This window comes from Pseudomonas sp. TH07 (genome assembly GCF_016651285.1).
Classification (GTDB): domain Bacteria; phylum Pseudomonadota; class Gammaproteobacteria; order Pseudomonadales; family Pseudomonadaceae; genus Aquipseudomonas.
Genome location: NZ_JAEKED010000001.1, coordinates 1,430,845 through 1,443,048 on the forward strand (window position 1 = coordinate 1,430,845; position 12,204 = coordinate 1,443,048).

12 protein-coding genes are annotated in these 12,204 nt (G+C 62.0%); 6 read left to right on the top strand and 6 right to left on the bottom strand.

The window, feature by feature from the left end; genetic code table 11:
* Positions 1 to 4: 4 nt before the first annotated feature.
* Both JFU57_RS06825 and JFU57_RS06830 read left to right on the top strand, forming a co-directional pair.
* Positions 5 to 4,465 carry an RHS repeat-associated core domain-containing protein gene (locus JFU57_RS06825; protein ID WP_201128607.1) on the top strand — a complete coding sequence of 1,487 codons (4,461 nt, stop codon included), beginning with the start codon at positions 5 to 7 and terminating at the stop codon, positions 4,463 to 4,465.
* Positions 4,466 to 4,870 (top strand): immunity 22 family protein, encoded by a 405-nt coding sequence (locus tag JFU57_RS06830; RefSeq protein ID WP_078470423.1) that lies wholly within the window; start codon positions 4,466 to 4,468, stop codon positions 4,868 to 4,870.
* A gap of 15 nt (positions 4,871 to 4,885) precedes the next feature.
* On the opposite strand, the gene JFU57_RS06835 is transcribed toward JFU57_RS06830, so the two are convergent.
* The 5 genes from JFU57_RS06835 to JFU57_RS06855 all read right to left on the bottom strand — a co-directional run bounded on the left by JFU57_RS06835 (position 4,886) and on the right by JFU57_RS06855 (position 7,766).
* Positions 4,886 to 5,254 (bottom strand): hypothetical protein, encoded by a 369-nt coding sequence (locus JFU57_RS06835; RefSeq protein WP_201128609.1) that lies wholly within the window; start codon positions 5,252 to 5,254, stop codon positions 4,886 to 4,888.
* Positions 5,242 to 5,667, bottom strand: a complete 426-nt coding sequence (locus tag JFU57_RS06840; protein ID WP_238596142.1) for a hypothetical protein — start codon at positions 5,665 to 5,667, stop codon at positions 5,242 to 5,244. The genes JFU57_RS06835 and JFU57_RS06840 overlap by 13 nt, the downstream gene beginning before the upstream one ends.
* A 279-nt stretch (positions 5,668 to 5,946) precedes the next feature.
* Complete coding sequence (locus JFU57_RS06845; RefSeq protein WP_003213368.1) at positions 5,947 to 6,222, bottom strand: HU family DNA-binding protein; 276 nt, start codon at positions 6,220 to 6,222, stop codon at positions 5,947 to 5,949.
* A gap of 188 nt (positions 6,223 to 6,410) precedes the next feature.
* A complete protein-coding gene (locus JFU57_RS06850) occupies positions 6,411 to 7,559 on the bottom strand; it encodes an NAD(P)/FAD-dependent oxidoreductase (protein ID WP_078470420.1) in 1,149 nt (382 codons plus the stop codon).
* Positions 7,560 to 7,598: 39 nt separating this feature from the next.
* Positions 7,599 to 7,766 (bottom strand): rubredoxin, encoded by a 168-nt coding sequence (locus JFU57_RS06855; RefSeq protein WP_020298281.1) that lies wholly within the window; start codon positions 7,764 to 7,766, stop codon positions 7,599 to 7,601.
* Between the two features lie 203 nt (positions 7,767 to 7,969).
* On the opposite strand from JFU57_RS06855, the gene JFU57_RS06860 reads away from it, so the two are divergent.
* Positions 7,970 to 8,533: a chorismate lyase gene (locus JFU57_RS06860; protein ID WP_201128611.1), complete on the top strand. Its 564-nt coding sequence runs from the start codon at positions 7,970 to 7,972 to the stop codon at positions 8,531 to 8,533.
* Positions 8,533 to 9,423, top strand: a complete 891-nt coding sequence (ubiA, locus tag JFU57_RS06865; protein WP_078470419.1) for a 4-hydroxybenzoate octaprenyltransferase — start codon at positions 8,533 to 8,535, stop codon at positions 9,421 to 9,423. Before JFU57_RS06860 ends, ubiA begins: the two co-directional genes overlap by 1 nt.
* Before the next feature lie 125 nt (positions 9,424 to 9,548).
* Here ubiA and JFU57_RS06870 read toward each other — a convergent pair whose 3' ends face one another.
* Positions 9,549 to 9,929, bottom strand: coding sequence for a COG4315 family predicted lipoprotein (locus tag JFU57_RS06870; RefSeq protein ID WP_020298278.1), 381 nt, complete (start codon positions 9,927 to 9,929; stop codon positions 9,549 to 9,551).
* Between the two features lie 150 nt (positions 9,930 to 10,079).
* On the opposite strand from JFU57_RS06870, the gene phoB reads away from it, so the two are divergent.
* Complete coding sequence (gene phoB, locus JFU57_RS06875; RefSeq protein ID WP_020298277.1) at positions 10,080 to 10,769, top strand: phosphate regulon transcriptional regulator PhoB; 690 nt, start codon at positions 10,080 to 10,082, stop codon at positions 10,767 to 10,769.
* Between the two features lie 117 nt (positions 10,770 to 10,886).
* On the top strand, positions 10,887 to 12,164 hold the full coding sequence (gene phoR, locus JFU57_RS06880; protein ID WP_207202322.1) for a phosphate regulon sensor histidine kinase PhoR: 1,278 nt from the start codon (positions 10,887 to 10,889) through the stop codon (positions 12,162 to 12,164).
* The last annotated feature ends 40 nt before the right edge of the window (positions 12,165 to 12,204 follow it).

Here is a 12,204-nt window from a genome sequence, read left to right on the forward strand (position 1 = left end):
CTGCATGTCTGACGCACTTTTGTGGGCCGCCCGCCTGGGTGACGGGCTCGAACACAGCTCGATGATGGCGGACATCCTCAGCGGCGTGCTGGAGGTGGCGGCCAACGTCGCGATTACTGCCCTGGCTACCGCCGCCGTGGTGGCCGCGACCGGCATCACCGTGGCCACCGGCGGGCTCGGCGCCTGCCTGCTGGGCGCAGTGGTGGGGGTGATCGTCGGGCTGGCCATGAGCAAGACCGGGGCCGACAAAGGCCTGACGAAAATGTGCGACTGGATGGGCAACGCGCTGTTCCCCCCCTCAGTGCAGGCCACCATCCTCAGCGGCTCCACCGACACCCTGACCAACAACATTCCGGCCGCCCGTGCCGCGGGCACCGTGCCCTCCCATGTCGCCCCGTCGGGCACGCCGGAAAGCGCAGAACCGCCCGCGCCGGAGTCGCCAGAGTCGGCACAGGCCCCGGCCGAAGAGCCCGGCTTCCTGGACATGGCCAAAGGCTTCTTCTCGCAGATGTGGCGCCCCACCGTCGCCACCCCCGCCCCCGGTGCAGAACCCAAGCCGCTGGACCTGGTGACCTGCATGAAGCATCCACCGATGCCGCCGCAGTTTCTCGCCGAAGGCTCGGAAAAAGTCACCATCAACGGCCAGCCCGCCGTGCGCAGCGGCGACCGCAGCACCTGCGACGCCAAAGTCGTTGCCGCCGGCATGGTCTCGTCCAACGTCACCATCGGCGGCGGCTCGGTGGTGGTGCGCGAGATCCGCAGCGGCAAGACCCCAGGCGTGGGCCTGGCCATCACTGCGCTGATGATGCTCAAGGGCGCAAAGGGCAACTTCAAGGCCAACCTGCCGTGCATGTTGCTGGCGGGGGTCAATTCGTTTGTGGTCAGCCAGGCCATGGGGGCGCTGACCAATGCAGTAGTGGGTTCGCCGAACCCGGTGCATGCGCCAACTGGGGCCAAGGTGCTGGGCGGCGGCGAGGACATGGACTTTGTCTTGCCCGGACCTTTTCCGATCGACTGGCAGCGCGTCTACAACAGCCACGACGAACGTCACGACGGACTATTCGGTGCGGGTTGGAGCGTTACGTACGAAATCAGCGTCCAGATCGAAGCCCACCCCGATGGCGGCGAGCGCCTGATCTATACCGACGAGCAAGCCCGACGCATCGACATGGGGAGTATTGCGCTAGGCAGCGCGGTGTACAGCCCGGGTGAAAAACTCAGTGTGCGGCGCAACACCAACGGCCAGTTGCTGATTGAAAGCGAAAACGGCCTCTATCGGCTATTCGAACCCAACCCGGCCGACCCCACGCACCTGCGCCTTAGTCAACTGGGCGACCGCAACGACAATCGTATCTACCTTGACTACGCCGAAAGCGGGCATCTCACGCGACTACGCGATACCGATGACTTGATCCAGATTGAGCTGGGGTACAGCACGCAATGGCCTAAGCGCGTGTCGCAGATCGAATGTCTGTATCCCGATGGGGAGCGGGAGCTACTGGTCAGTTACGCCTACGATAGCGCCGGCGACTTGGCCGAGGTCAGAGACATCAGCACTCACGTCCAGCGCCGCTTTGCCTACGACAGCGGGCGGCGCATGGTCGAACACCAGTTGCCCACTGGGCTGCGTTGTTTCTATCAGTGGGGGTGGATAGAAGAGCGCGAATGGCGGGTGGTCCGGCACTGGACCGACGACGGCGAACAGTACCAGTTCGACTACGACTTGAGCGCCGGCATCACTCGTATTACCGACGGCCTGCAACGAACGAGTAGCCGTACCTGGAACAGCCAGCAGCAAGTCATCGAGTACACCGATAACCTTCAACAGACCTGGCGCTTCCAGTGGAATGAGGAGCGGCAACTGCTGGGGGCCATCGATCCCAAGGGTGGGCAGTACCAGTTCAGCTATGACGAGGCCGGCAACCTTAGCGCAAGCCTCGACCCTCTGGGACGCACCGAGTCGACCCTGTGGCTGGAACACTGGGCATTGCCGTTGGTGGAAACCGATGCAGGCGGTAACAGTTGGAGCTACCGCTACGACCCACGCGGCAACTGCATCCAGGAAACCGACCCCATGGGTGCGGTTACCCAGTACCGCTACAACGCTTACGGCCAGGTGGTGACGATCATCGACGCCAGCGGCAGGAGCAAGACTCTGGACTGGAACGGCCTGGGACAACTGGTCAAACATGTCGACTGCTCAGGCTATCCGACTCGCTTCGATTATGATCGGCGCGGCCACTTGCAGGTGATCACCGATGCCCTCGGCGAACGCCAGACTTACCAGTACGACGCTCACGGGCGGTTACTACAAAGCCAACTGGCCGATGGCAGAATCGAGCACTTTCAGCGCGATACCAATGGCTTGCTGACGCGCTACATCGACCCCGCAGGCCACGGAACCGGTTATCAGTACGACAGTCGTGGCCAGGTACGCCAGCGTATCGACGCTCAAGGCCGACAGGTACGTTTCAGTTATGACCCTTACGGTCGGCTGCAAGCCCTTACCAATGAAAATGGCGAACACTACCGCTTTACTTGGGACAAGGGCGACCGTCTGGTCGAGCAGCAGGACCTGGACGGCAGCGCCCGCCGCTATACCTACGACTTGCTGGGGCACCCGATCCGTGTCGATTACCTTCCAGCGCCTCATGGCAACGGCCTCGCACTGGTGCCAGATGTTGCGGTAGCGCCAATCGTCCATCACCTGCAACGCGATGCTGTGGGGCGGCTGACGACCAAGACAACCGACGACGGCACCACGGTCTACAGCTACTCGTTGCTGGACCAGTTACTTGGAGTTCGATTCACCGATCATCAGGGCCAGCAACAGGCACTGGCGTTCAGCTACGACGCCAACGGCCAACTGCTGACAGAGCAGAGCGCAACGGGCAGCTTGCAGCATCACTACGACGAACTCGGCAACATGGTGCAGACTCAACTCCCGGACGGCCGCTGGCTAAACCGGCTGACCTACGGCAGTGGCCATCTGCACCAAATCAACCTCGACGGGCAAGTCATCAGCGACTTCGAGCGCGACCGCCTGCATCGTGAAGTCATGCGTACCCAGGGTCAGCTCAGCACCCGCAGCGAGTACGATCGAAGCGGTCGCCTGCGCTCACGTCTACGCCGAACGAATCCGGCACTCTCCAACCTTCCCGCAACGGAACAGAAGCACTTCGAGTTCGACCTCAATAACCACCTGATCGGGCGTACCGAGCGCCATGTTTCAGGCCACGAACAACAATTGCTGCACTACGACGCGACCGGCCGCATCATCGCCAGCCAGGGCAGCCAGCAAGGCCAGAACGAAACCTTTGCCTACGATGCTGCCGCCAACTTGCTCGATGGCCCTAATGCGGGCGCCGGGCTGGTGGTGCATAACAAGTTGCTGACTTACCAGGACAAGCGTTATCGCTACGACGCCTTTGGCCGCATGGTCGAAAAACGCAGCGGCAGCCGTGGCGTCCAGCGTTTCACCTATGACTCAGAACACCGCCTGATCGAAGTCCGGAGTCAAAGTGCCCAGGGCGAGACGCGGCTACGAATGAGCTACGACCCACTGGGCCGGCGTATCGCCAAAAGCGAGCACGACAGCCACGACTATCCCTTGGGTGAAACACGTTTCGTCTGGGAAGGCACGCGCTTGTTGCAAGAACAACGCAACCAGCAGACCAGCCTGTACATATACGAAAACGATGGATACGAGCCATTGGCCCGGGTCGACGGCCTCGGCGCGCATCAGCGGATTCGCTACTATCACAACGACTTCAACGGGCTTCCGGAACTGCTGACGGAAGCCGATGGGCATCACATCTGGCAAGCCACTTACCGAGTCTGGGGCAATACCCTTAAGGAAGTACGCGAATCCTATTACATCGAAGAACAGAATCTCAGGTTTCAGGGACAGTACCTGGACCGTGAAACAGGGTTGCACTACAACACCTTCAGATTTTACGACCCGGACATCGGCCGCTTTATCTCCCCCGACCCGATAGGTTTGGCGGGTGGTATCAACCTTTACCAGTACGCGCCGAACCCGGTGACCTGGATCGACCCGCTGGGCTGGGCACCGTGGAAGTCAGGCCAATTCGACGAATGGTTCAATGCCGCGTCGGTGCAAGATATCAAAGACAACAAAACCTCTGTTTCGGCGGCATTGAGGGGCTCCGGCGGCAAGCATGAGCTGTTCCCGGTTTCTATCGCAGCCAAGGCCAAAGAACTGGGCTTCACGGCCCAGGAGCTTAAAAAGTACGTTGTCGACACTGACCGGGTTACTTTTACCAAGGTGACCGATGCCAAAGGCGTACCAGTCCCGGATGGCGGCCACCACGGAAGCCGTGCCGGTCGGCACTTCCACAACAAATTGATTGCCGAACTCAAAGCGGCCACCAGCAAGAGCGATGCGAAACGAATAATCGCCAGAAATCATAAATCCCACATGAAACTGAGCAGGTGCTTATAAATGTCCAACGATGAAAACCAGGTACACGTCTGGATCGGCAGCAACTTCGCCCCTGAAGACCAGTATATGGAGTACTTCCAGCTGGACTATTCGGTCGAAGGAGACTTTGACGATCCCAGCTACAAGCTCTGCGGCTTCTGCGAGGACATTGGCACGCAGTGGTATGACGAAGACTTTATCGGGATCATCCCGCGTAGTGACGCCGAGGTTTCTCTGGATGAAATTCTGCAGGAAGCGGCGGTTGATCAGGACCAATTGGACGCGGTAAAACAGCGCTGCGCGGCGCTGGGGATCACCCAGGCCAACGCGATTTTCTGGTATCAGGATGCGGACTTGGTGCTCAAGCAGCCGATCAAGGATCAGTACAACGGCTTGAAATACATCGGTCTGTTCAAAGGCGACTAGGGCCGGTGTATGGGCCTAGCTCTGAATGCACGCCGCGTAGCGGATGGCCCATTGCTTGTCGAACGTGAGGGCCTCGGGCTCTTCGGGGTCGATGGTGATGTTCCACAGCTTCTGCTGTTCCACCTGGTATTTGACCCAGCCGATGATGCCGCTGCCGGACGTGTCGTAAAACAACTGGAGCGACAGTTCGTCGCCCTTGTCGGTGTCGATCAGCAGCTTGAGTTTGTCCGGGGTGGTGAAGTCGCGGTAGGGGTAGTTGCTGCTCCTGACCATCTCGGTGAGGTAGCCGTAGCAGCTGGCGACGCCTGTTGCCTCATCGGCCAGGGCCGGCATCGCCCCCAGGCTGCCCAGCAGGGCGAGGATGGCCAGATTCAGGTTCCGCATGATTGCCCCTTGAGCTTGAGAGTTTCGACTTGTCCGGCGATTTCGATGCGGGCCTCGACCTGACGGTCGTGGGACTCCTGGTACTCGCTGAAGTTGTTGCGCTTGAGGATGTTCAGGGTCACACGCATGTCTGCCGAGGCGTTCTGGTACTCGACCCGGTTGTTGCTCTGGGCGCCACTGGTCAATTCCACCAGTTGGCCGCCGGTCTTGAGGTAGAGGAAGTGTTCGTCGATCTCTACCAGCAGCCGTGGGGCCTTGGGGGCAACGCTGTAGTCGGGGCGTGCCAGCGAATAACCGCACAGCCAGATGCCCGGGCTGTCGTACTTCTGGCTGTTGAACCACTTCAGGGCTTCGCGATAGCCCACTTGCGTCAGCGCCGACCCTGGCTCGGCCACGGCGAAGGCCGAGTTCATGCTCAACCCGAGGACGCACCCGCACACCATCCGCCAGGCACGGCCCATGGCCGCTGAGGGTACTTGTGGGGGGATCGGGAGCGGGAAAGGTGTCGAGCGGGTCATCCTTGGCCTTTGTTCGCAAGTAAAGCAGTGCGCATGCTAGCCATGCCCAAAGCCATGCGCAAGACGCTTTCAGTGACGCCATCGGCAAATACGCAGGCATAAAAAAATGAGCACCCGAACGGTTCGGCGTGCTCATTTTTTGTGCTGCTCTCCCCGCTTCGGGGCGTGCAGTGCTTAAGGGTTGACGCTGTCCTTGAGGGACTTGCCTGGCTTGAAGGCAACGGTGTTGCTGGCCTTGATTTTTACCGGCTCGCCGGTTTGCGGGTTCTTGCCGGTACGGGCGCCACGGTGGCGCTGCAGGAAGGTGCCAAAACCAACCAGGGTCACGCTGTCTTTGCGATGCAGGGCACCGGTGATTTCTTCGAGAACGGCGTTGAGTACGCGGTTGGCCTGCTCTTTGGTCAGATCCGCTTTTTCAGCGATGGCGGCGGCGAGTTCTGGTTTACGCATAGTGAAGCCTCTTTGACGGTTTTTTGTTGTTATGTCCGTGCTGTTCTTCCGGAACAGCGCCCAAGGCGCCGCAGGCTCTACTCTGCGGCAGACGGGTGTGAGGATGGCACGCACTTGAGAGTGGCGCCAGTCTCCCCACGACCTTTGTAGGGGCAAAATCGGGGTTATTCCGACAGAACGACCGCTATTTATGCCAGCAACGGCGGAAGCTCTTTGTTCAGGGCCAGTTTCTCCATCACCGCGGTGCCGGTCAGGGCGTAGCCCAGCAACTGGCCGCTGGCATCGCGGCACAGCACCTTGATGTCGGCGCCCTGCCCTTCAGCGCTCCACACCCCTTCGCGGCCGCGAGGTGGCGGCGAGACCACCAGCGGGCAGACCGGGGTTTTCACGGTGATCGGCATCGGCCCGTAGCCGACGGTCGTCGGGTTGCCGGCCAGGGTCTGGGCCAGGGCGCGGGCGCAGCTCATCAGCGGCATCACGTACAGCAGGTTGAGGCCATCGACCTCAGCGCAGTCGCCCAGGGCGTAGATATTGGCGTGGGAGGTTTTCAGCTGCCGATCGACGGCAATGCCGCGGCCGACCACCAGCCCGGCAGCCGCAGCCAGATCGGTGCGCGGACGCAGGCCGATGGCCGAGACCACCAGGTCGCAGGCGATCACCTGGCCGTCGGAGAGGTGCGCTTGCAGGCCGTCCTCGCTGCGCTGCAGGCGGTTGAGCACCGGCCCCAGGTGGAAGCGAGCGCCCAGGCTTTCAAGCCCGGCCTGCACCGCTGCAGCGGCGGCCGGGTGCAACAGGGTCGGCATCACTTGCTCGCACGGCGCCACCAACTCGACTTCATAGCCGCCGAGGATGAGGTCATTGGCGAATTCACAGCCGATCAGCCCGGCCCCCAGCAGCAGCACCCGGCGCTTGCCGGCGGCGGCAGCCCGGAAGCGTGCGTAGTCTTCCAGGTCGTTGATCGGGAAGATCAGCTCGGACGCGTCGCCTTCCACCGGCACGCGCACGGTTTGTGCGCCGCAGGCCAGGATCAGGTCGCGATACGCCACCGCTTCCTCACCGATCCACAGGCGCTTGTGGCCCGGGTCGATGCCGCTGATGCGCGTATGGGTGCGCACCTCGGCCTTGAGCTGCTCGGCCATGGCGCCCGGCTCGGCCATGCTCAGGCCGTCGGCGTCCTTGTTTTTGCCGAAGCCGGTGGACAGCATCGGCTTGGAGTAGGAGCGACCGTCATCCGCCGTAATCAGCAACAGCGGTGTTTCGCCGTCGAGTTTGCGAAACTCCCGGGCCAGGTTGTAACCCGCAAGCCCGGTGCCAACGATCACGACAGGTGCGCTCATCCCTTTCTCCTTGTTATGCAATTGATCAAAAAATCGCCATTAACCGATTTCGATCATCTCGAAATCCATTTTGCCCACGCCACAGTCCGGGCACAGCCAGTCCTGCGGCACATCTTCCCAGCGGGTACCGGGCAAGATACCGTCGTCCGGCCAGCCATCGGCTTCGTTATAGATCAGGCCGCAGACCACACATTGCCACTTTTTCATGTACGCATTTCCTCAGGTTCTCAGGCGTTGCCGGCGCGGCGGTCGATGGATCGACTCTGATTGCCGTCCGGCTCAGGGCGTTTTGTACTGATCGCTCAGCGCAGATGCAAGCATGTTCGCAGCGCCAAGCCACCCCGATCAATCAAAGTTCGCGGACGACATGTTAAGCTCGGCGCCTCATTTGCTGCCAATAATGACTCACTGTGCCGCACTCTAATCCCCCCGTTCCGACCCCGGCCTGGCTGCCACACAGCCAGTTGTCGCCCCTCCCCGATGCGCAGATTGTCGATTGGCTGTTCGATCAAGGGTCGCTGACCCGGCGCCTGACCCGGCTGTCGGACCACGGCTTCAGCGTGACCCCGCTGGTGGAAGGCTGGCAGCCCCTGCGCGCCGACGAGTGTGCAGCCCTGGACCTGCCCGCAGACAGCCAGGGCTGGGTGCGCGAGGTGTACCTGCGCGGCCATGGCGAGGCCTGGGTATTCGCCCGCAGCGTTGCCGCACGCACGGCCCTGGAGAATGGCGGGCTGAATATCGACGAACTGGGCAGCCGTTCCCTGGGTGAATTGCTGTTCTGCGACCAGGCATTCCAGCGCCGCGCCATTGAGGTCTGCCATTACCCGCGCCAATGGCTGCCCGCCGAGGTCCAGGCCGACGCGCTCTGGGGCCGCCGCTCGCGCTTCGACCGCGGCACGCTGAGTGTGCTGGTAGCGGAAATCTTTTTGCCGACCCTGTGGGACGCGGTACGCGCCCACCCGGAGAACTGCTGATGTACCAGAGCCTGCTCAAATCCCTGAATCGCCTCAACCCGCGGGCCTGGGACTTTATTCAACTGACCCGCATGGACAAGCCGATCGGCATCTACCTGCTGCTCTGGCCCACCCTCTGGGCCCTGTGGATTGCCGGCAAGGGCGCGCCATCCCTGGCCAATATCGTGATTTTCGTACTCGGTGTGACCCTGACCCGGGCGGGTGGCTGCGTGATCAATGACTGGGCCGACCGCAAGGTCGACGGCCACGTCAAACGCACCGAGCAACGGCCGCTGGTCAGCGGCAAGATCAGCTCAAAAGAGGCTCTGGTGTTCTTCGCGGTGCTGATGTTTATCAGCTTCCTGCTGGTGCTGTGCACCAACGCCACCACCATCTGGCTGTCCCTGGGCGGATTGGCGCTGGCAGCCAGCTACCCGTTCATGAAGCGTTACACCTACTACCCGCAGGTGGTGCTGGGCGCGGCGTTTTCCTGGGGCATTCCCATGGCCTTCACCGCCGAGACTGGCGAGCTGCCGGCCAGCGCCTGGCTGCTGTATATCGCCAACCTGCTGTGGACCGTGGGCTACGACACTTATTACGCCATGACCGACCGCGACGACGACCTGCGGATCGGGGTGAAATCCACCGCCATCCTGTTTGGCGAAGCGGACCGGGTGATCATCCTCAGCCTGCAGGGCCTGGCCCTGGGCTGCCTGCTGCTGGCGGGCGCGCGGTTCGATCTGGGGGGCTGGTTCCACCTCGGGCTGCTGGTGGCGGCCGGGTGCTTTGTCTGGGAGTTCTGGTACACCCGCGACAAGGACCGGATGAAATGCTTCCGGGCCTTCCTGCATAACCATTGGGCGGGGTTGGCGATTTTCCTGGGGATCGTTGCCGATTACGGTTTGCGCTGACACGAGCGGGAGTACACCTGGAAGAATACGGTGCCGCTGGGCCCGCGCAGCGTGCCGCAGCGGCTACACCTGTAGCCGCTGCCGAGCCTGCGAGGATGCGCGGGCCGGCATGGGCACAGAGGGGGTTAAGGTTTGGCCACCTTCCAGGCGCCGTCCATTTTGCCTTCGCCGGTCATGTCGCCGGCCTTTTTGTCCATGACGAAGGTGTACAGCGGCTTGCCATCGTAGGCCCACTGCATGGTGCCGTCATCGCGCTTGACCGTGGTCCACTTGCCCATGGCCTTGTCGCTGCCTTCGGCCATCAACGGCGGCCAGTTGCCGGCGCATTTGTCGTTGCACATGGACTTGCCACCCGCGTCCTTGGCAAAGGTGTAGAGGGTCATGCCTTTGTGGTCGACCATCATCCCGTCTTTGCTCATGGCGGGGTCGGCGGCGAAAGCCAGTGTCGGCAGCGCCAGGGCAGCAGCGACCAGCAGGGCCTTCCAGGATTGCGTCAGTTGAGTCATGGAAACCTTCTCTTGTGGTTGTCAGGATTCGGACTCAAAGCTTAGTTCATGAATGCGCGGGCCGCCGTCGGCCTGAAATACTGTCACACGACTGCAATAATTCCGTTATCTAATGCGGCGCAAGACAGTTAAATGACAAGAGGTTCAAGCATGGTTGGCAGAAGCATTCTGATCGTTGACGACGAAGCGCCTATTCGCGAAATGATCGCCGTTGCGTTGGAAATGGCCGGCTATGACTGCCTGGAGGCTGAAAACTCCCAGCAGGCCCACGCCATTATCGTCGACCGCAAGCCCGACCTGATCCTGCTCGACTGGATGCTGCCCGGCACTTCGGGCATCGAACTGGCGCGGCGCCTCAAGCGCGACGAGCTGACCGGGGATATCCCGATCATCATGCTCACCGCCAAGGGCGAAGAGGACAACAAGATCCAGGGCCTGGAAGTCGGCGCCGACGACTACATCACCAAGCCATTTTCACCTCGCGAGCTGGTGGCGCGCCTCAAGGCCGTGCTGCGCCGCGCGGGCCCGACCGATGGTGAAGCGCCGATTGAAGTCGGCGGCCTGCGGCTCGACCCGATCAGCCACCGCGTGACCATCGACGGCACCCCCGCCGAAATGGGCCCGACCGAATACCGCCTGCTGCAATTTTTCATGACCCACCAGGAACGCGCCTACACCCGTGGCCAGCTGCTGGACCAGGTCTGGGGTGGCAATGTCTATGTTGAAGAACGCACCGTCGACGTGCACATTCGACGCCTGCGCAAAGCGCTGGGTGAAGCCTACGAGAACCTGGTACAAACCGTGCGCGGCACCGGCTATCGCTTTTCAACCAAGGCATGACATCAGCGCCAAGCTATGAGCTGCAAGCGGCAAGTTGACCGCTTCTGAACTTGTAGCTTGCAACTTGGAGCTGTCCCCTACGTGAACCAAAACTGGCATGGCACCCTGATTCGCCACATGCTGCTTCTGATCACCGGCTGCCTGCTGGTCGGCCTGATCAGCGGTTATTACGGCTGGAGCATGGCCATCGGCCTGGCGATCTACCTGGCCTGGACCCTCAAGCAACTGCTGCGCCTGCACGAATGGCTGCGCCTGCACCAGCCTGACCAGGCACCGCCCGATGGCTACGGCCTGTGGGGTGAAGTGTTCGACAGCATCTATCACCTGCAACGCCGCGACCAACGGGTGCGCGGGCGCCTGCAAGCGGTGATCGACCGGGTCCAGGAGTCCACCGCCGCCCTGAAGGACGCGGTGATCATGCTCGACAGCGACGGCAACCTGGAATGGTGGAACCGCGCCGCAGAAACCCTGCTGGGCCTCAAGACCCCGCAAGACAGCGGCCAGCCGGTGACCAACCTGGTGCGCCACCCGCGCTTCAAGGAGTACTTCGAGCAGGACAACTACGCCGAGCCGCTGGAAATCCCCTCGCCGATCAACGACCGCCTGCGTATCCAGCTCTACATCACCCGCTACGGCAACAACGAGCACCTGATGCTGGTGCGCGATGTCACCCGCATTCATCAGCTGGAGCAGATGCGCAAAGACTTCATCGCCAACGTCTCCCATGAGCTGCGCACGCCGTTGACGGTGATCTGCGGCTACCTGGAAACCCTGCTCGACAACGTCGAAGAAGTGAACCCGCGCTGGAGCCGTGCCCTGCAGCAGATGCAGCAGCAAGGCGGGCGCATGCAGACCCTGCTCAACGACCTGCTGTTGCTGGCCAAGCTGGAAGCCACCGACTACCCCTCGGACAACCAGCCGGTGGCGATCGATACCTTGCTGCAATCGATCAAGAGCGACGCCCAGGCCCTGTCCGGCGAGCGCAACCAGCGCATCAGCCTGGAAGCGGATGCCAGGATCCAGCTCAAGGGCAGCGAGGCGGAACTGCGCAGCGCGTTCTCCAACCTGGTGTTCAACGCGGTGAAATACACCCCGGCCGAAGGCAATATCCGCATTCGCTGGTGGGGTGATGAGCAAGGCGCGCACCTGAGCGTGCAGGATTCGGGCATCGGCATCGACAGCAAACACCTGCCGCGCCTGACCGAGCGCTTCTACCGCGTGGACTCCAGCCGCAACTCCAATACCGGCGGCACCGGCCTGGGCCTGGCCATCGTCAAGCACGTGCTGCTGCGCCACCGCGCGCGCCTGGAGATCAGCAGCGTGCTGGGTCACGGCAGCACGTTCACCTGCCATTTCGCCCCCACCCAGGTCAAGAAAACCGCCCCCACGCCCTGACCGGCCAGCGCTGACAGCGACTCGCCACTAGGCAATCGTC

Coding starts and splice junctions, on each gene's coding strand:
- JFU57_RS06830 (WP_078470423.1), top strand. CDS start 4,466: ATGTCCAACGATGAAAACCAGGTACACGTCTGGATCGGCAGCAACTTC.
- phoB (WP_020298277.1), top strand. CDS start 10,080: ATGGTTGGCAGAAGCATTCTGATCGTTGACGACGAAGCGCCTATTCGC.
- JFU57_RS06850 (WP_078470420.1), bottom strand. CDS start 7,559: ATGAGCGCACCTGTCGTGATCGTTGGCACCGGGCTTGCGGGTTACAAC.
- JFU57_RS06825 (WP_201128607.1), top strand. CDS start 5: ATGTCTGACGCACTTTTGTGGGCCGCCCGCCTGGGTGACGGGCTCGAA.
- ubiA (WP_078470419.1), top strand. CDS start 8,533: ATGTACCAGAGCCTGCTCAAATCCCTGAATCGCCTCAACCCGCGGGCC.
- JFU57_RS06845 (WP_003213368.1), bottom strand. CDS start 6,222: ATGCGTAAACCAGAACTCGCCGCCGCCATCGCTGAAAAAGCGGATCTG.
- JFU57_RS06835 (WP_201128609.1), bottom strand. CDS start 5,254: ATGCGGAACCTGAATCTGGCCATCCTCGCCCTGCTGGGCAGCCTGGGG.
- JFU57_RS06840 (WP_238596142.1), bottom strand. CDS start 5,667: ATGAACTCGGCCTTCGCCGTGGCCGAGCCAGGGTCGGCGCTGACGCAA.
- JFU57_RS06855 (WP_020298281.1), bottom strand. CDS start 7,766: ATGAAAAAGTGGCAATGTGTGGTCTGCGGCCTGATCTATAACGAAGCC.
- JFU57_RS06870 (WP_020298278.1), bottom strand. CDS start 9,929: ATGACTCAACTGACGCAATCCTGGAAGGCCCTGCTGGTCGCTGCTGCC.
- phoR (WP_207202322.1), top strand. CDS start 10,887: ATGCTGCTTCTGATCACCGGCTGCCTGCTGGTCGGCCTGATCAGCGGT.